This window comes from Siminovitchia acidinfaciens (assembly GCF_003605385.1).
GTDB lineage: Bacteria > Bacillota > Bacilli > Bacillales > Bacillaceae_C > Siminovitchia > Siminovitchia acidinfaciens.
Map to the genome: position 1 here is coordinate 239,608 of NZ_QYTV02000002.1, position 18,324 is coordinate 257,931.

Below are 18,324 nucleotides of genomic sequence, written 5' to 3' on the forward strand. Positions count from 1 at the left end.
TTAGTCGTTACCACATATCTTTCTATATGATGGATTGACAGTAATATACGAGTGGGAGTTAGTGTCCTTCACAAAGATCCTGGAAGTAGGGAGATATTTACTGCACAGTAAGAGTCTACCACGTAATACAAGAATAAATCTGGACTGTTTGGAAAAGACTCAACTTATTGAGATTCAATCGATTTTTTAATGGTAAACAGTCTATGATTCTTTGGTACACTTTTTGTCATTTAGCAGTAAATACTATGTCAGAAGTGGTAGATTTTAATAGCTGTAATCAATTTAAGAAGGGATTTTGAATATTTTGTCGAATACTGCCATTATAATTATATTGGAGGGATAAAATTGAAAATAATGATCTCAGCATATCAATACTTATTCGAGATTGAAAACACTCTGCGATCTATTGTAAAAGAACAAATGCAACAAGCATGGGGCCCAAATTGGGAAAATATTTCTCCACTAATAAATAAACGACCTAGACGAACTTTTCATAGCCTCCACTTTCACGATCTAATTGCTTGGTATCGTGTTTACCCACCTTTAGATTCTATCTTTCCTCAAAAGCTTCTTACTGACATGGTTTCTATAATTCCAATTCGAAATAAAATTGCACATTGCCGTTTTCTATCAAGTTCAGAATATAAAAAATTAGAAAGTGTTTATTATTCATTTTTTAATTTTCTAGGGAACAATTCTCTTGATAATTACGATAAAACTGCTAACTTTGTATTAACAAAGGACCGTCCAAAGGGATAAGCCGGTAAATCATAAAAACTAGTATATTCTTAATGATAACAAGGGGTGTCTTATAGGGATAAAACGACTAATTAGACACCCTTATCAGTATAGGATATATGATCTTTTATATTTCTAAACGTTCTTACCTTATAGTTCTTGAAAATATAAATATATCTATAACTTCTCCTGTATATCAATTAATGATAATACTTCTTTAGAGATTTTATGAACAGACTTTATTTCTTCTATTTTCCTTTCTCTAAGTAAATTTATGTGTATTTCCAAAACCTCATTTATAGAATTAATATTAACAATATCAATGTCCTTAAAGTTAAAGATCTCTGATGGGGAAATATTTAATGATGTCACAATTTTTTCCAATGTTAGCAAAGAAATGTTTCTTTCCCCACGTTCTACACCACCTATATAGGAGTATTGTAGATCTGCTATCTCAGCTAGTTCCTCCTGTGTCAAACCACGTTGTTTTCTGATTAAACGAATATTATTTCCTACCAACTTTAAAAAATCTGACATTTTATTCACCTCTTCTTTAGAGTAGAAGAGAGTAATTTACAAATTAAGATGCATAAAATGTATGAATTAGTAAAAATTGTACTTATAAGTACTATTACTGGAGGTTAATCATGACACTTATAAAAGCTGAAGTGGAAATAAGAGGAAATAGACCATTAATATTTAATAATTTTACTATTGACTCAATTCCACTTGTAAAAGAAGAAAAAGCAGGGGTTGCAGGAAATAACCCAGAGGAATGGAAAAAAACCTTTCAAGTAACCTCTAAGGGACAATTATATTTGAACGCTGACTATTTTTTCGCATGTATTAGAGCAGGAGCAAAATACACTCCAAAAGGAAGAGGAACAATGGAGCCTATCGTCTCCGCAACATTACAAGTATTAAATGACAAAGTTATGTTAAACAGATTTTTACCGAATGAAAATGAAATAACAAGAGATAATTCAAAGGAGGTCTATATAGACGTCAGGCCTGTTTCAAGAAGGGGTGTAAAGAATATTCGTTATCGTCTGGCAACCGCATCCGGTTGGGAAGCGAAATTTATAATAATGTGGGAGAATACATTAATTAGTCGATATCAAATGGAAGCTATTTGTATCGATGCAGGCGCATATGCTGGTATAGGAGATGGTAGGAAGATAGGTTTTGGTCGTTTTGAAATATTTAACTTCAATATTTTGGAAGAAAAGAAAAATGCCTAAGATAAGACCCCCTTATTCAACTTGGTATAAGAATATACGCCCAATAATTTGGGAAAGAGACAAAGGTAAGTGTAAGAAATGTGGTATTAAGGTTTCTTTAAGTCAATGTCATATAGATCATATAATAAGCGGTATAATGGGTAGTAATGAATTTAAAAATCTTAGAACCCTTTGTCGGAGATGCCATACTCTGAGATTAGATTTCAATCATAGAACTTTGATCCAAGGAGCGATAACAAAAGGTATTATACCACCACACTGGAGAAGTTTGGTATGGGATGAAGAAGAAATTTGAAACGGCAGTAAAGCCGTCCAATAAGGGATGACCTCCTTATTGCTGATGATATAGGTCAATCAGGTAATGCTGGGTCTCGTCCGGTGCAGTTCGGAATGGTAGGGTACGTTATGGCTCGGTAAGATACGGTACGGTGAGGTATTACATTGTAAGAAAGCTTGCTTAACACACCTTTACATGCCCATTCTTTAAGCTAAATTAAAAAATCCATTTTGAAAAAAGTTTAATCAAAATGGATTCAAGTTCATTAAATTTACATTGTTTTATAAAAAAGTTTAATCGTTTGCTACCTGCTCTTAAAATTAATCCGATCCGCCCCAAAAAAACTGGCGAAATTAATATAATATTAAAAGCACAACAAATTATTATTTCGCCCTAAAATAATCATACCTATAAGAGCAAAGATGATAGATGCAGCGGACCTGCGAAAAGCTTCCTTGAATACTTCCCTAGGATGGACGATGGAAGCATTCAAGCTTCCGATGAAAATGGTTTGTCTGTGGAGAACTTGGTTCTTGGTGTTCAGATAGAGGCATACGAAGTGTTCCTGAGTTAAAAATCTCATATCGTTCATTACATAGTTGGCCCCGTCTTCGGGACTTCGGATAATATAGCGGTCATCATACGATAAATTGCTGATCCGCCTTCCGAGCTCAACAGCAGCCGCAATTTGGACTGCTTTGGCCTTTCCGATTCCTTTTAGACTCATGATTTCTTCCAACGCTGCTTCTTTTAGCCATAGCAATCCGCCAAATTGTGTCAGCAGGCTGTTAGCCAACTGGAGGGCTGACTCGGATTTCGTTCCCGTCCTCAGCAGTATAGCGAGCAGCTCGTGGTTGGAGAGACTGACAGCTCCGTGATTGACCAGCCTTTCCCTGGGCCGTTCCTCGGCCGGGAAATCCCTTATCATCAACGCATCTGATTTACCCATTACTTCCTCCCTTTTAAAATTACCTTTTACAGCGAAAAACCCATGTTTTTTAATTCGCGGGACAGCTTGCCAATGGGAAGTCCGACAACTGAATAGTAGTCTCCATGTATTGATTTCACCAGAAGACCGCCCTTTCCTTGGATGCCATATGCTCCTGCTTTATCAAAGGGTTCGCCGCTGTCCAAATATTGTTCAATCTCTTCATCGGACAATTCCCAGAATGTAACATCCGTCTTTTCATAAAATGTATTGATTGAATCTTTAAAAGTTACAGCAACCCCCGTATAGACCGAATGCGTCGTCCCTGACAGACCCAAAAGCATTTGTCTCGCAGATTCTCTGTCAGTGGGCTTTCCAAGCACTTTCCCCTCGTTGACTACGACAGTATCCGAACCGATGATATATGAATGGGGGTAATTTTCTGCGACTTTTCTTGCTTTTCTTGAAGCCAATGTAATAACAATATCACCTGGCGCAAGGTGTTCATTGACAGTTTCATCGACATTTGGTGAAAAAATTGTAAAAGGGATGGATAACCTTTCCAGAAGCTCTTTGCGACGGGGAGATGAAGAAGCCAAAACGAGGTTGGGCATGTAACAAATCCTGCCTTTCTAAGTCGAATGGGAGATACAATTCCATCGTATCAAAACAAATGGAAAGAAACAATAGAGAAAAGGCGCTCGTCATATGGTGCTCCGCCACGAAAGGATAGCCTTTCTTTTGCCATCTCCAGCCTTCATCGGCAAAAAGAAAAAAGCCCCCCGTTATACAGAGGACCCTTTGGAGGCGTCATGGTATGATTTTAAAAAGTTTAATAAAGATTGCTGGGCCTCTGTCAAGCTTGCCTGGTCGCCCGAACTGGAGAAAGTACTTAACTGCTTAAGTGCATCATTTAATTGTTTCTTTAAATCCACGCTAACTTCTTTCCCGCTTCCTTCGTATTTATTGAGAGTTTTTTCCGCATCAGCCAATGCCTGCTCGTTTATCGTGCCGCTGCCCCGGGCATTTGCCGCTTCTTTCGCAAGTGTTCCGAAAAGTGCCGGCACTTCCTTCAACCACTCAGCTTCTGCTTTGGAGTCAACTTGTATTTGATTTTCCGGAATGATAAATTCTTTCGCATAAACGTCCATTCCCCGGGTCTCATAATCATCTGCCCATGTCTTAGCCATTGCAAGCTCATCTGCAATACCAATGAATAAGAAGCTTTGTTCATCTACATTCACAGAAACTGTTGGAAATCCCTGGCTTGAAAACTCGTCGGAAATACTCTTGGCCGCATCTTCGGTAGAAAACACTCCACCCTGAACGACTGCTGCCGATAATCCGGGCATTGTCGCTGCCATTGCCGCCTCTTGCCCTTTTCCGTCATTAGGTGCGACTGTAGGGGCTGCATCGGTCAATGAAATGCCGCTTTCCGGATTCACGACAAGCTTTAAAATGAATAATCCAAACCCAAGGCCAATGGCTACCGCCAGAATTGTCGATATAAAAAGCCCCTTTTTATTCGGAGAAAATCTATTTCGCAATGACTTCGGAAAGTTGATCTTTGAATTTTTTTCCGGGCCAATAGATTCCGTCATACTAGGTGCAGCTTGAAACTCGGGAATATCCTTGACACTCTTTTCCGGCAATATCCACTCAAACTCGTCACTATCAATTTTTTCCTCTGCTGCCGCGCTCTCCTTTTGCGCTTTACTCCAGTCTTTGATCACAACATCCTCTTTTAATGACTGTTCTTCGCCATTGATCTTGAGCTTCATTTCTTTTTTTACCTGTCTTTTCTTGCGGCCCATATAATCAATCCTCCCGCTCTCAGATTTGTTCATATGCTAGCACGCAGAAATAAAAAAAGGACAAGACTTTTGTCGTCTCGCCCTTAAAGGATTTCGCCAATTTCTCCTTCGGTTATTCGTAATATGAAAAATTCTTTTGAATTTCAGCACAGTAGTTGTTTTTTTATTGGAATACTATCACGAAATGGCGTCTTGCACTTCTTGAAAAACTTTAATGTTCCTACAGCTTTTGCGTGCTGGTTATGAAATGGAAGCCTGGATTATCTATATTCTATCATTCATGTTTTATTAAATAGTTGAAAAGACTTGTCATCAAGTATGCTCTGTTCCAATAGTCTAAGTAACTTCAGTCGTGAGAGGTTCATAGGAAACTAAAATACCACTGCAGAATTTCTTCATGATAGAAATAAGCCAACAAGGTACCCGCAGCGATAAAAGGACCGAATGGGATAGCTTCCCCTTTCTTGACCGTCCCAAGCATCATTCCGATCCCTCCAGCAATAGCTCCGATCAATGTTGCCAGGAAAAAAGATAATAAAACAACCTTTGTTCCAAGTGCCAAGCCCAATACAGCAAACAGCTTAATATCCCCGCCTCCCATCGCCCCTTTGCTGACGATGGCAATCAAGAGTAACAGACCAAAGCCCACTGTTGCTCCTATCAGGGAGTCCCACCAGGGATGAAGCGGCTCTATCAATCTTTCAAACAGAAAAATGAAGGTGAAAGTCAGTAGCACTTTATTAGGGATTAGCATATAGGTGATGTCAGATACAGTGATAATGATGAAAAGCGAGATGAGCGTGCAGGCAATGACCAATTCAAACGTCCATCCGTAGTGAATAAATGCGAATACGAATAAACATCCTGTTAAAAACTCCATTGCAGGATAAATAGCAGATATCCGCCCTTTGCAAAAACGGCATTTGCCTCCTAGTATCAAATAGGAAACGACCGGCATCAATTCAATAATTGAAAGCTTTTTTCCACAATGCGGACAGGCAGACCCTGGTCTGACGATGGATTGTTTTAATGGGATTCTTAACCCGGCAACATTAAAGAAGGAGCCAAAAAGAAGGCCATAGATAAAAATGATAAATATCATAGTTTAGTGAACCCTTTCAATATAAGAAACAATATATTACCATCTATACTAATATATTACACCACCATTAAAATTAGAATAATCGTTTCCAGACTGGCTGGAAACTTAAAGTAGCCATTTCCTGCCTGGCCAATGACATTTTCCTTCAATTGGTACCATGGTATATATTCAGGACACCATATTTCTTTAAGAGTTAGCTACAAACTCTGCTACCCTATTTCTACCAGCCCGCTTCGCACCAATATAAAGTGCACGGTCCGCAAACTTGATCAAAGAAACCGCATCTTGGGCATGGTCAGGAGCGGTGGCCACTCCAATACTTGCAGTCATATGGATCTGTTTTGATTCACCTGATTGGCCCAATGCATCCCGTACTGTAAAAATATGATCGGCAATCCTTTTACGAATTGTCTCCGCCAACTGCCGGGCCCCTCCTTGATCCACATCGGGCAACAGGATGACAAACTCCTCTCCGCCGTATCTGGCAACCATCCCTCGGTCCGAAATGGTTGTGTTCAATAAAGCTGCCAACTGGTACAATGCCTGATCCCCTGATTGATGCCCATATGTATCGTTTATTCTTTTAAAATGGTCGATATCCACCATGATTAGGGATAGCTTTTGAAGATTTCCGATCTCAAGATCTACCATCCGATCATTTAAATGCTGGTCAAAAAACCTGTAATTCGGTATATTCGTCATTGTACAAATTTCACTATTCCTCTTTGTCTCTTCATAATGACGAGCATTACTCAGAGCAACAGCCAAATAAGAGCACAAAATATCAGCAATCATCAGTTGATATTTTTTGTATGCCTTTTCATTTGCTGAGGCTAAAAAGAGCACGCCCTCAACATTTTTTTCCCGCATAATCGGAACACACATGATGCTTTCTGCACTTTCAGGTGTATATCCATATGAAAATTTTTCCCATTCCGATTTATCGTTATAAACGATTCCTTTTCTATTTTCAAGAACGTACCCACAAATACCCCTATCCCGGCTCATTGTATAGTTCCACCGAGGTGATGCATCCGTCCCCTGCTCCATCTGCTTTATAATAACAAGATCATTTCCCTTCAATGCAAATATGTATGCCCAATTGACCGGAAAGGTTTTAGTAATTTTATTAAGGAACAAATGAAGGATTTCTTCTTCCTCCAGGCGCTCTGTCAATTGACGGCCGATCGTTACGGCATTTTTTAAATGTCTATTGATATTCCGGGAATACCGGTTCATTTTTAAAATAATCAAAGAACCAACAAAGGGGATTCCAACAAGCAGAAAGGCAATTCCACCTAATAATCCCTTCAAGTAAAACAAAGCAATTCCCAGCGGATAAATAACCAGACGGATCACTGCATTCCAAGCAATTCCCTTGATAGAGAATTTTTTTTGATCTCCAAGGATAAAAGCAGCGGCAGGTTGCAGAAACATCGCAGTTAAAAAATAAAGAACAATAAACACGCCAACGGGGAAAACGAAACCTTCCAAACTGACTTGTCCGACTTTTCCCCCCGCGAAAAAAAATCCTACACCTGATATAAGGGATATGAGAAAAAACTTAGAGGAGTGAATTATAAAACGATAGGGCTGCTGTTTTTTTAATTTGGCGGTAAAGGCAAGCGTAACAGTAGCAACCTGTAATAAAAACATCTCAAAAAATAGCCCATGAGATAGAAACGCTGGAATTGTAATCCATTGGATTAAAAACAAAGAGGTACCGTTTACGGTGATCGGCAAGGTAGCGACGATCATGACTATAGCTGTATAAGCTGCGGCATCCCATACACCTAATGAATGGGGAGGAGAAAGTTTGAAAGCGAACCAGTGGCCCACAGGAACCGAGGTAAGCCAAAAGACCCACAATGTTATCTTTTTTACTTTGTTCATAACTTCCCCCTCCCTTTCAATGGTTAATTTGACTCATATTAATAGTCATATTACCAAATAATTAACTTCTTGTCATCGGTTATCCGAAAATTTGAAATTATATTTCCTCTAATAAATTCACAAGAAATTGTTTTGCCTCGGATATAAAATAGAGTGACCCTGTAACTGCTAGAACGTCTTCAACATCCAATTCATTCACCATTCTTCTCAGAAGCGCACGCCAGTCTTCTTCGACCGAAGCATCCTCCATTTTCCCGATCTCCTTTAATTTTGAGGCTGAAGCTGCTCTTGGAAAATCGAACTGAGTAAAGTAGACTTCTGCATTCATAGTTTTAAGCAGCGGGAGCATATGAGATAGGTCTTTATCCTCAAGGGCTGCAAAGATCATTTTAATATTTTTTCCCTCGTATCTATTGTTCATCGTGGCAGCGAATGCTTTCAGACCTTCAGTATTATGGGCACCATCTAAAATGACAACAGGTCTTTGTTGTAAAACTTCCATCCTGCCAGGCCAATACGCTTTCTCCAATCCTGCCCTGATTTCTTTTTCGGACAATTTAAGGAGCCCATTTTCTTTCATATACATCAGACTCGCAACCGCGATCGCAGCATTTTCAGTCTGGTGGCGTCCCAAAAGCGAAAGCTTCATGTTTTCATACTGCGTTTCCCTCGATAGATATGTAAACTTTTCGCCACCAGGGACTGATTCATGGTTTTCAACAGAAAAGTCAATTCCAAGCTGATATACTTCTGCATGCTTTTTTTCCGCCTCCGCCCGGATAACTGAATGGGCTTCTTGCTGTTTCGCACCAGTAAACAGCGGCACTCCTTCTTTAATAATCCCCGCTTTTTCAAAGGCAATTTTTTCAACGGTATCTCCCAAAATATTGATATGATCCATCCCTATATTTGTAATGATCGTCATCAGCGGGTGAACCGTATTCGTGGAATCAAAGCGTCCTCCAAGACCCACTTCCAATATCGTGAAATCGACTGATCGGATGTTTGCAAAATAATACATGGCCATGGCAGTAATAATTTCAAATTCTGTTGGCGGTCCCAACTCTCCGGCTTCCAACTCCTCCGTCAACGGCTTGACGATGCGGACCAATTTGACCAGGTCGGCATCTGAAACGGGATTACCGTTGATGCTGATCCTTTCATTGAACGTCTCGATATAAGGAGACGTAAATGTTCCAACTTCGTAGCCAGCCTCATTTAAAATGGATCGTAAGAATGTGACAGTTGACCCCTTTCCGTTTGTCCCGGCCACATGGATGACCTTCAGCTCCTTTTCCGGGTTTCCCATTTTTTCGAGCAGCCACTCCATTCTTGCCAGCCCCAGGTTGATTCCATGCTTCAACCGCGAGTGAATCCATGATATGGCCTCAGTGTATGTATTCAAAAATTATCCCCCCAATTCGTAAAGAAAAGCGCAAGGCGCCTGGAGCTAGACATAACAATTCATCGTTCGAATAGAAATTTCTGTCTAACTTTATACTTTCTTTAACTGTTAAATAAGGGAAGCAAATCCTTTTCGGACTCACTTCCCCTTTTTCTCTTCTGCTTAGTTAGCAGTCTTCAATTCCTTAATGCGTTCTTCTACTGTGGCACGTTTAGCCATGTAATCTTTTTCTTTTGCCCGCTCTTCGTCAACTACCGCCTGTGGAGCTTTATTGACGAATTTTTCGTTGCCTAATTTCTTCTGGACTCTCTCCACTTCACTATTCCACTTCGCCCACTCTTTTTCCAATCGTGCAATCTCTTCCTCGATATTCAAAAGACCGGCTAATGGAAGGAATAGCTCAACTCCTGTTACTACAGCAGTCATCGCTTTTTCAGGAGACTTCAAGCCAACTTCCATGATGAGTTCTTGAGGATTACAGAATCTTTCAAGGTAGCTTTTGTTCTTTTGTAAAATTTCAAGGACTTTTTCATCCTGCGCTTTCAGCATAAGCGTAATCTTTTTGCTCATTGGAGTGTTTACTTCAGCGCGAATGTTACGGACAGAACGGATGATATCCATCAAAATTTTCATTTCATTGGCAGCTTCGCGGTCAGTCAATTCTTCTTTTGCCTGCGGCCATGAAGCAACCGTAATGGACTCTCCTTCATGAGGCAAGTTCTGCCAAATCTCTTCAGTGATGAATGGCATGAATGGGTGCAGGAGCCTCATTGTCTGGTCAAGGACATGGGCCAAGACAGAACGTGTCATTTTCTTCGCTGCTTCGTCCTCGCCGTAAAGCGGAAGCTTCGCCATTTCAATATACCAATCGCAGAGATCGTCCCAAATAAAGTGATAAAGAACTCTTCCGACTTCACCGAACTCGTATTTGTCTGAAAGCTTCGTAACTGTTTCAATCGTATCGTTTAAGCGCGTCAAGATCCATTTGTCAGCAACTGATTTCTCAGCGGATAAATCAATCTCATCATAAGTGAAGCCATCCATATTCATTAACGCAAAGCGTGATGCATTCCAAATTTTATTGGCGAAATTCCAGACAGACTCCACTTTTTCTATGCTGAATCTGAGATCATGCCCCGGTGAACTTCCTGTTGCAAGGAAGTAGCGAAGTGAATCCGCACCATACTTGTCGATGACATCCATCGGATCTACACCGTTACCAAGGGATTTACTCATTTTGCGACCTTCTGCATCCCGGACGAGGCCATGGATCAGAACATCATCAAATGGCCGCTTGCCTGTAAATTTCAAGCCTTGGAAAATCATCCTTGATACCCAGAAGAAGATGATGTCATAGCCTGTAACAAGGCAATCCGTCGGGTAATAACGCTTAAAGTCCTCTGCTTCAGCATCAGGCCAGCCCATCGTAGAGAATGGCCATAACGCCGAGCTGAACCAAGTATCAAGGACGTCATTGTCCTGTTCCCAATTTTCTTCGTCTTCAGGAGCTTCCTGCCCTACATACAATTCACCGGTTTCTTTATGGTACCAGGCCGGAATCCGGTGTCCCCACCAAAGCTGACGGGAAATACACCAGTCACGGATATTTTCCATCCAATGCAAATAAGTCTTTTCAAACCGGTCAGGAACGAATTGAACTTTCTCGTCGGATTGTTGAAGCTTGATCGCTTCATCAGCCAAAGGCTGCATTTTTACAAACCATTGAGTGCTTAAATACGGTTCGACGACAGCGCCGCTCCGCTCAGAGTGGCCGACAGAATGCATATGTTCTTCAATCTTGAACAGCACGCCTTCATCCTGAAGATCCTTAACGATTTGTTTTCTGCAGGCAAAACGGTCCATACCGTTATATTTACCTGCTCTTTCATTCATCGTGCCATCTTCATTCATGATTAGCACACGTTCAAGATCGTGCCTGTTTCCAATTTCAAAGTCGTTCGGATCGTGGGCCGGCGTTATTTTAACTGCACCTGAACCAAATTCCATATCCACATAATCATCGGCGACAATTGGTATCTCCCTGCCAACGATTGGCAAAATGACAGTTTTACCGATCAAGTGCTTATAGCGTTCGTCCTCAGGATGAACGGCAACAGCAGTATCACCAAGCATCGTTTCCGGACGAGTTGTGGCGATTTCAATCGAGCCGCTTCCGTCTGCCAATGGGTAGCGCATATGGTAGAAGGCACCCTGAACATCTTTGTAAATGACCTCAATGTCCGAAAGTGCAGTCTTCGTCGCAGGATCCCAGTTGATGATATATTCTCCCCGATAAATGAGACCCTCGTTATATAAACGGACAAATACTTCACGGACAGCTTTGGAAAGTCCCTTATCCAGTGTGAAACGCTCACGGGTATAATCCAGGCCTAGACCAAGCTTCGCCCATTGCTGACGGATAAAATCCGCATATTCTTCCTTCCATTTCCATGTCTCTTCCAAGAACTTTTCACGGCCGAGATCATAGCGGCTCTTTCCTTCGCTGCGGAGCTGTTCTTCCACCTTCGCCTGCGTAGCAATCCCCGCATGGTCCATACCCGGCAGCCATAATACATCATACCCCTGCATACGTTTCATGCGCGTTAAGATGTCTTGGAGAGTGGTGTCCCAAGCATGGCCTAAATGCAGTCTTCCAGTTACATTTGGAGGCGGGATCACAATTGTGTAAGGGTCTTTTTCAGGATTATTTTCCGCTTCAAAAAATTTCCCTTCAAGCCACCATTCATATCTGTTTCTTTCAATGTTCAACGGATCATACTTCGTTGGCATGTCAATATTGTTGTTTTCCATCAATCTTTCCTCCTCGAAGGCATAAGCCTTCAAAAATCAAAATAAAAAGCCCCCTTCGTAAAAGGACGAAGGGAGCGGATTCGCGGTACCACCTTTTTTCGCAGGCTTTAATAAGCATAAGCCCGGCACTCAAAAACTTAACGGATTTTCTCCGGCTTTCGCTACTGAATGGTTCACGAAAGCTGCTCAAGGGTGACTTTTCCATTGTTCCTACTTAGGAAATCTCTCAGCGATGATTTCCCTCTCTGAAAGCGGGTGTCAATGTACTTTTCCCTGTCAAAGCATGTATTCATCATTCATATATTTATTATAGTATGAAAAGATTCGTGTGAAGTCAAATTTTCGAAGCAAAATAGTCTTAAACATTTTTGACAAGGCTTTATATTGCATAAAAAATTTTTGTCAACAGCAATAAATTGATTTAGGCACGAAACCAGCTATTGTCACATATTTTATCAAAGAAGTATTTTGGGGAGGTATGGAAATGAAAAGAAAGCTGAACCAGCACACATTCCGGTCATGGATCAGGACATTTAAAGATGTATGTAAACAACTGATTATCCCATTCACCATTTTTCAAGCAATCCGAACCATTCTATTCCCTTCCACATTTGATGTATTGCTGTTGACCATTTTTATCATAGTTGCTCTTTCGTACCATTACGAGCTAATATGAATACCCCTGCCATATTAACTGGGAGGGGGATCACCTGCTTCATTTTTCCGCTGCTCCATTTCCTCAAGACTCATCACGATATACTCTGTGTTTTTCATATACCAATACTGCTTCTGCAATTGACGGACAAACTTATATTCATTTCTCTCTTTCCCTGCAGCAAAATACCTATCAACCACTTGGAAAATCCGTTCCGGATATGCCAGGTAACTTAAAAAGAGAAGCATCTCATCTTTCCTAAAAGGAAAATGCCTGAAATAAATTGATAACCACTCCAAGCCGTCATCAAAACGTTTTGGGTAGGTTTTCAATGACCTTGACAGAAAGGGCAACAAATCGTGGATGGGCGAAGCAGTCATGGCTGATTCGAAATTTGTAAAATACCCGGTCCCTTGTTCATTATATAAAAAATGTTCCGGTGAAATTTTACCGTGGACGATGACGCTTCTTGCTTTCGTCTGCTCTTTGGAAACATCATACCACTCGTTGAATTTGCGAATCGAATAGTTTTGAGCCATCGTAACTTCATGATAAAACGTGCAAAATAGCAATTGGAATGGCGACATATACCAGGCCTGCTCGGCACGCTCAACATACTGCTCTAGAGCTTCTTTTTCTTTTTCCCAACGGGTTGACGTCAAATCAAAGTGTTCTTTCCGATCATTTTCGGCTACATCCACTTCTCTGGCTGATATGGTATGAAGCCGGGCCAGTTCACGAAAAAGTTCCTGGCTTTTTTTTATCTGTCCTTCTCTCTCCCTGTTCTCCAGCCAAGGCATTAAATAATATAATTTATCAATCACCAATACTCCGTAACGGCCATCCATCGTCGGGTAGATCGGCACTATCCGGTGATACCCCCGTTGATATAGCAACTGAATATACTGCAAAAAGTCAACACCATGTTTTGCATTTATTTTCTTAAGGGCAAAAGTTCCCTTATCAGTGTATAGTTTATGGACACGCCCATATTTCTCTGCAAATTTTAATCGTAAGCCATATAGTTCAACAATGTGATTAATATTCTTTTCATGATAATCTGTCATATAACCACCCGCTTAGAACTTGATAAGACCTGTTTGAAACTGCAGATAGGCAATTGTCCATTTTTTTACACCGTTCTTGTAAATTGAGAAGAGGAGGATTCCGGCTTATCCCCTCCTCCCATACATAAATTTTTTCTGGCAATTATTTTCTATAGGCCGTCTTGCCGGGGATGTAAAGCACCTGGCCTTCAGAAACTTCATGGCTGGCGTCCAATTGGTTGGCTCTTAATATTTGCTGGACGCTCACACCGTATTTATCTGCCAGCCTTTCCAATGAATCGCCATGCTGAACAAGCCGGACAGTTAGTTTGGCAGGTGTGTCCTCTTCTTTCCTTGCAAAAAAGTCGGCAAAGGACATTGAGTGATATTTATCTTTTTTCTTCTTCTTCGGTTTCACTTCAGAGCTTTCTTCCATCATAGCACTCTCATGACTGCTTGATTCGTGCGACTCTTCAACAATGCTTGAGGATGAGGAAGATTCACCGGACGAAGTTGAAGGGGACTCTAAGCTATGTTTTTGAAAGAACCCCTTCAGCCGATCCGCCACTTCATCCATATCCATTTCTGGAATCATTGGAAATGGAAACGGAAATGGATTATGGTGGTCATTCCTAGGCGGCCTTTGTTCATTGTCTCCCGAGTTTCGGGCCTCAGCTGTAAAAGGAGCATACAGATCTTCTTCTGCCTCCTCATCTTCCACGGCTTCGACTAATTCAGGCTGATTTTCCTGCTCATACTCTTCCAATTCCACCTCTACAGTACTTTCTTCCTCGGCGTCCATCTCATCGTCCCGTTCATCCATCATAGGGAATGGAACGTCTGTATGTTGTTCATCCTGCTCTTCTCCCTGCAAACCAAACACGTGAACTTCCGCCTGAATGTTTAACCGGGAGTTTTCAGGCATGACGTAATCGAATGATTCCACTTCTACAAAAACTTCATTCGAGTGATGAACCCTATCTTTGGGAATAGTTATGTCTACAGGGAATTGGTGGAAAAACTCGCACTCTCCCTCATCCCTGACCTCCACTTGGTGAACATACCTGCCTTTTACAGAAGTGTCTTCCTCAACTTCTTCGTCTGAATCTAAACACTTGTACTCCCCCGTAAGATCCAGGCTCCCCCTCAACATGACAAACCCTTCCTCTTCAACTATCGATATATTCGGATCTAATGATATTGAAATTAGCTCATCGACTTCCTGTCCGCTTTTAAACAAAACGGATTCTTCCAGTGAAAACTTGATAGATGAATGTCTGCTGTCAGACAAGACGGTTCCTCCTTTCACTCCGAACACAAAATATATGGGTCAATTAAATCCTATGCCGGGGAGGATGCGTTTATGAAAAGAAAAGCGAAAGTGCGCTATGCAGAGTTGATGAGGAAATGTGTGCACAATAGATTCATGTAATGGACTTCGGATGTTGCTGTCCAGATTAGGATAGTGAAAGAGCGGATATTCTTCTTGGTTGGCGGGCTACAGTTGATAGTAGAGAGGGATTACGGCCTGATTGCCTCATCGAAAACGAGTAATTAAGGACTTTCATTTTAATCAGCGGAGCTTGGGCTTCTCTTAGTGACCGCGTTAGCATTTTTACACCCACTATGGTCGCAAACGGAAAGTAAATCGCTGATAGGATTTTGCCATAGTGGAGTGAACTAACCTCTTGAGGGGGAACCATGGACTCGGGCATAGTGACCGGGAGAACGAAATTATCCACTTGAGGGGAGCCATGAACAGCTCATAGTGACCGGGAGGATGAAAATTTTCACTTGAAGGGAACCATGAAGACGGAAAAGGTCTTTAGTTACTACGTGTGTTTTTTCTGCGGCTTCAGTCACTTAGAGCACACCTTAGTTACCGTAACAGCATTTTTTCTACCGCCTCAGGCACTTACAGCACGGCTTAGTTACCATGTCGGCCTTTCTCCAGCCGCTTCGGTCACTTAGAGCCTACTCTCAGCCTGTAAGAATTTTTAACGCTGCTCCGGAAAATTTGCATAGTGTTCAGACTCCCCTTTGTCATCACATAGTCCGCAAGCCAATTAAAAAAGGAACCGAAGTCATCGGTTCCATGCTGTAAGGATTATTTATTTGTAATTGCAGCAAATGCTTTTTCAGCTGCCTGGATTGTAGCGTCAATATCCTCATCAGAGTGCTCTGTTGATAAGAACAATCCTTCAAATTGAGACGGAGGTAAGAATATGCCATTGTTTGCCATTTCTTTGAAATATGCAGCAAACATGGACAAGTCACTCGTTTTCGCTTGATCGTAATTATGGACATCTTCATTTGTAAAGAAGAATCCAACCATGGATCCGGCACGATTAACGGTATGAGGAATTTCATATTTAGCCGCTGCTGCTTTCAGTCCTTCCTCCAACTTCTCGGCCTTGCGATTAAACTCTTCATATGTTTCAGGTGTCAGCTGAATCAATGTTTCGTAGCCTGCTGCCATTGCAAGCGGGTTGCCTGACAAAGTACCAGCTTGATAGATTGGACCGCTTGGAGCAATCTGTTCCATGATTTCAGCCTTGCCGCCGAACGCTCCAACTGGAAGCCCGCCGCCAATCACTTTACCAAGACAAGTAAGATCAGGTGTAATCCCGAAATGGCCTTGAGCACAGTTGTATCCGACACGGAATCCAGTCATAACCTCATCAAAGATCAACAATGCACCATATTCAGTAGTCAACTCACGGAGACCTTCAAGGAATCCTGGCTGTGGAGGAACAACTCCCATATTTCCGGCAACAGGTTCAACAATGACACCTGCAATGTCATCGCCATACTGTTCAAAAGCATAGCGTACGCTGTCAAGATTGTTGTACGGAACAGTAATTGTATTTTTCGCAACACCTTCAGGAACTCCAGGGCTGTCCGGCAAACCTAGCGTAGCGACACCGGATCCCGCCTTGATAAGAAGGGAATCGCCGTGGCCATGATAGCAACCTTCAAACTTTATGATTTTATTGCGGCCCGTATAGCCCCTCGCCAAACGGAGTGCACTCATCGTTGCTTCAGTGCCTGAGGAGACCATCCGCACGATTTCAATGGAAGGAACGCGCTCGGTCACAAGCTTGGCCAGTTTATTTTCCATTAAGCTGGGAGCACCAAAGGTTGTCCCGCTTTCCGCAACTTTTTTGATCACTTCGACCACACGGTCATTTGAATGGCCCAAAATGAGCGGTCCCCAAGAAAGGACATAGTCAATATATTCATTTCCGTCAATATCATGAACGCGGGAGCCTTTCCCTTTTTCCATAAAGATCGGATCCATGTTAACGGATTTGAATGCACGCACAGGGCTGTTAACACCGCCTGGCATAAGTTTTACAGCTTCTTGATATGCTTGTTTAGATTTTTCAAAAGAACGCATGAACATAACCTCCGCAATGTATATTTACGTATCTTAAGTTTCTTGCAACCACCTTGCCGCATCTTTGGCATAATAAGTGATAATCATGTCTGCACCCGCACGTTTGATGCTTGTCAGCATCTCCATGGCGGTTGCTTTTTCATCTATCCAGCCGTTTATAGACGCTGCTTTAATAAGGGAATATTCTCCGCTCACATTGTAAGCAATAACCGGAGCATTGAATTCGTTCCTTACATCGCGAATGATGTCCAAATAGGAAAGAGCTGGCTTGACAATCAGCATGTCCGCTCCTTCTTCCATATCGGACTGCGCTTCCCGAAGGGCTTCCAGACGATTGGCTGGATCCATTTGATATGTTTTGCGGTCTCCAAATTGAGGAGCACTGTTCGCTGCCTCACGGAAAGGCCCGTAAAAAGCGGAAGAATATTTAACTGCATAAGACATGATTGGAACTTCCAAGAATCCCGCTTCATCCAAACCTTTTCGGATCGCAGCTACAAATCCATCCATCATATTGGATGGTGCTATGATATCCGCTCCTGCCTCAGCTTGGCTGACAGCTGTTTTTACAAGCAGTTCGAGACTAGGGTCGTTCTGCACATACCCTTCCTCAACCACGCCACAATGACCATGGTCCGTATACTCACAGAGACATGTATCCGCAATGACCAACAACTCCGGCGCTTGCTCCTTGATCAGGCGTGTAGCTTGTTGTACGATTCCCTCATCTATATAAGCACCTGTACCACAGCTGTCTTTTTCATCCGGCACTCCAAAAAGAATGACTGCTTTAAGGCCAAGATTTTTGATCTCATCAATCTCATCCTTTAAAAGATCCAAGGAAATTTGAAAAGCTCCGGGCATGGATGAAATTTCATTGCGTTTGTTTTCTCCCTCTACAATAAAAAGAGGATAGATGAAATCTTCCGCATGCAGATGTGTCTCCCTTACCATGGCCCGCATTGCGGCGGACTTCCGTAGTCGGCGATGGCGTTTAAATTGAATTTGGTCCAA

General features: G+C 41.8%; 16 protein-coding genes and 1 other annotated feature. Of the genes, 4 read left to right on the forward strand and 12 right to left on the reverse strand.

The window, feature by feature from the left end:
• Positions 1-345: 345 nt before the first annotated feature.
• On the forward strand, positions 346-759 hold the full coding sequence (locus D4T97_RS05410) for a hypothetical protein (RefSeq protein ID WP_126048501.1): 414 nt from the start codon (positions 346-348) through the stop codon (positions 757-759).
• Positions 760-915: 156 nt separating this feature from the next.
• On the opposite strand, the gene D4T97_RS05415 is transcribed toward D4T97_RS05410, so the two are convergent.
• Entirely contained in the window at positions 916-1,275 is a 360-nt protein-coding gene (locus D4T97_RS05415) for a helix-turn-helix domain-containing protein (protein WP_126048503.1), read from the reverse strand.
• Between the two features lie 110 nt (positions 1,276-1,385).
• On the opposite strand from D4T97_RS05415, the gene D4T97_RS05420 reads away from it, so the two are divergent.
• Positions 1,386-1,979, forward strand: a complete 594-nt coding sequence (locus D4T97_RS05420) for a hypothetical protein (protein ID WP_126048506.1) — start codon at positions 1,386-1,388, stop codon at positions 1,977-1,979.
• Complete coding sequence (locus D4T97_RS05425; protein ID WP_126048508.1) at positions 1,972-2,274, forward strand: HNH endonuclease; 303 nt, start codon at positions 1,972-1,974, stop codon at positions 2,272-2,274. Before D4T97_RS05420 ends, D4T97_RS05425 begins: the two co-directional genes overlap by 8 nt.
• A gap of 346 nt (positions 2,275-2,620) precedes the next feature.
• On the opposite strand, the gene radC is transcribed toward D4T97_RS05425, so the two are convergent.
• From radC to D4T97_RS05460, 7 genes are all read right to left on the reverse strand, one after another.
• Positions 2,621-3,205 (reverse strand): RadC family protein, encoded by a 585-nt coding sequence (radC, locus tag D4T97_RS05430; protein WP_328588761.1) that lies wholly within the window; start codon positions 3,203-3,205, stop codon positions 2,621-2,623.
• 26 nt (positions 3,206-3,231) lie between these two features.
• Positions 3,232-3,798, reverse strand: coding sequence for a Maf family protein (locus D4T97_RS05435; RefSeq protein ID WP_126048510.1), 567 nt, complete (start codon positions 3,796-3,798; stop codon positions 3,232-3,234).
• Positions 3,799-3,969: 171 nt separating this feature from the next.
• Positions 3,970-4,998: a hypothetical protein gene (locus D4T97_RS05440; RefSeq protein ID WP_126048512.1), complete on the reverse strand. Its 1,029-nt coding sequence runs from the start codon at positions 4,996-4,998 to the stop codon at positions 3,970-3,972.
• A gap of 361 nt (positions 4,999-5,359) precedes the next feature.
• Complete coding sequence (locus D4T97_RS05445) at positions 5,360-6,100, reverse strand: prepilin peptidase (RefSeq protein WP_126048514.1); 741 nt, start codon at positions 6,098-6,100, stop codon at positions 5,360-5,362.
• A gap of 186 nt (positions 6,101-6,286) precedes the next feature.
• The gene (locus tag D4T97_RS05450) at positions 6,287-7,993 is read right to left on the reverse strand and encodes a sensor domain-containing diguanylate cyclase (RefSeq protein ID WP_126048516.1); all 1,707 of its coding nucleotides are present in this window, start codon (positions 7,991-7,993) and stop codon (positions 6,287-6,289) included.
• 97 nt (positions 7,994-8,090) lie between these two features.
• A complete protein-coding gene (locus tag D4T97_RS05455) occupies positions 8,091-9,398 on the reverse strand; it encodes a bifunctional folylpolyglutamate synthase/dihydrofolate synthase (protein ID WP_126048518.1) in 1,308 nt (435 codons plus the stop codon).
• 162 nt (positions 9,399-9,560) lie between these two features.
• Complete coding sequence (locus tag D4T97_RS05460; RefSeq protein WP_126048521.1) at positions 9,561-12,209, reverse strand: valine--tRNA ligase; 2,649 nt, start codon at positions 12,207-12,209, stop codon at positions 9,561-9,563.
• Between the two features lie 58 nt (positions 12,210-12,267).
• Positions 12,268-12,498, reverse strand: a binding site (T-box leader).
• A 195-nt stretch (positions 12,499-12,693) separates the two neighbouring features.
• On the opposite strand from D4T97_RS05460, the gene D4T97_RS05465 reads away from it, so the two are divergent.
• A complete protein-coding gene (locus tag D4T97_RS05465) occupies positions 12,694-12,885 on the forward strand; it encodes a hypothetical protein (protein ID WP_126048523.1) in 192 nt (63 codons plus the stop codon).
• A gap of 14 nt (positions 12,886-12,899) precedes the next feature.
• On the opposite strand, the gene ysxE is transcribed toward D4T97_RS05465, so the two are convergent.
• The 4 genes from ysxE to hemB form a co-directional block, all read right to left on the reverse strand.
• The gene (gene ysxE / locus D4T97_RS05470) at positions 12,900-13,931 is read right to left on the reverse strand and encodes a spore coat protein YsxE (RefSeq protein WP_126048525.1); all 1,032 of its coding nucleotides are present in this window, start codon (positions 13,929-13,931) and stop codon (positions 12,900-12,902) included.
• Between the two features lie 142 nt (positions 13,932-14,073).
• A complete protein-coding gene (spoVID, locus tag D4T97_RS05475; protein WP_164525479.1) occupies positions 14,074-15,201 on the reverse strand; it encodes a stage VI sporulation protein D in 1,128 nt (375 codons plus the stop codon).
• A gap of 816 nt (positions 15,202-16,017) precedes the next feature.
• Positions 16,018-17,310, reverse strand: a complete 1,293-nt coding sequence (hemL, locus tag D4T97_RS05480; protein WP_126048529.1) for a glutamate-1-semialdehyde 2,1-aminomutase — start codon at positions 17,308-17,310, stop codon at positions 16,018-16,020.
• 33 nt (positions 17,311-17,343) lie between these two features.
• Positions 17,344-18,324: a porphobilinogen synthase gene (gene hemB / locus D4T97_RS05485; RefSeq protein ID WP_126048531.1), complete on the reverse strand. Its 981-nt coding sequence runs from the start codon at positions 18,322-18,324 to the stop codon at positions 17,344-17,346.

What these genes read in the sequence shown, in the direction of transcription:
- D4T97_RS05415 (WP_126048503.1), bottom strand. Translation starts at nt 1,275, where the DNA reads ATGTCAGATTTTTTAAAGTTGGTAGGAAATAATATTCGTTTAATCAGA.
- D4T97_RS05420 (WP_126048506.1), top strand. Translation starts at nt 1,386, where the DNA reads ATGACACTTATAAAAGCTGAAGTGGAAATAAGAGGAAATAGACCATTA.
- D4T97_RS05425 (WP_126048508.1), top strand. Translation starts at nt 1,972, where the DNA reads ATGCCTAAGATAAGACCCCCTTATTCAACTTGGTATAAGAATATACGC.
- radC (WP_328588761.1), bottom strand. Translation starts at nt 3,205, where the DNA reads ATGGGTAAATCAGATGCGTTGATGATAAGGGATTTCCCGGCCGAGGAA.
- D4T97_RS05435 (WP_126048510.1), bottom strand. Translation starts at nt 3,798, where the DNA reads ATGCCCAACCTCGTTTTGGCTTCTTCATCTCCCCGTCGCAAAGAGCTT.
- D4T97_RS05440 (WP_126048512.1), bottom strand. Translation starts at nt 4,998, where the DNA reads ATGGGCCGCAAGAAAAGACAGGTAAAAAAAGAAATGAAGCTCAAGATC.
- D4T97_RS05445 (WP_126048514.1), bottom strand. Translation starts at nt 6,100, where the DNA reads ATGATATTTATCATTTTTATCTATGGCCTTCTTTTTGGCTCCTTCTTT.
- D4T97_RS05450 (WP_126048516.1), bottom strand. Translation starts at nt 7,993, where the DNA reads ATGAACAAAGTAAAAAAGATAACATTGTGGGTCTTTTGGCTTACCTCG.
- D4T97_RS05460 (WP_126048521.1), bottom strand. Translation starts at nt 12,209, where the DNA reads ATGGAAAACAACAATATTGACATGCCAACGAAGTATGATCCGTTGAAC.
- D4T97_RS05465 (WP_126048523.1), top strand. Translation starts at nt 12,694, where the DNA reads ATGAAAAGAAAGCTGAACCAGCACACATTCCGGTCATGGATCAGGACA.
- ysxE (WP_126048525.1), bottom strand. Translation starts at nt 13,931, where the DNA reads ATGACAGATTATCATGAAAAGAATATTAATCACATTGTTGAACTATAT.
- hemL (WP_126048529.1), bottom strand. Translation starts at nt 17,310, where the DNA reads ATGCGTTCTTTTGAAAAATCTAAACAAGCATATCAAGAAGCTGTAAAA.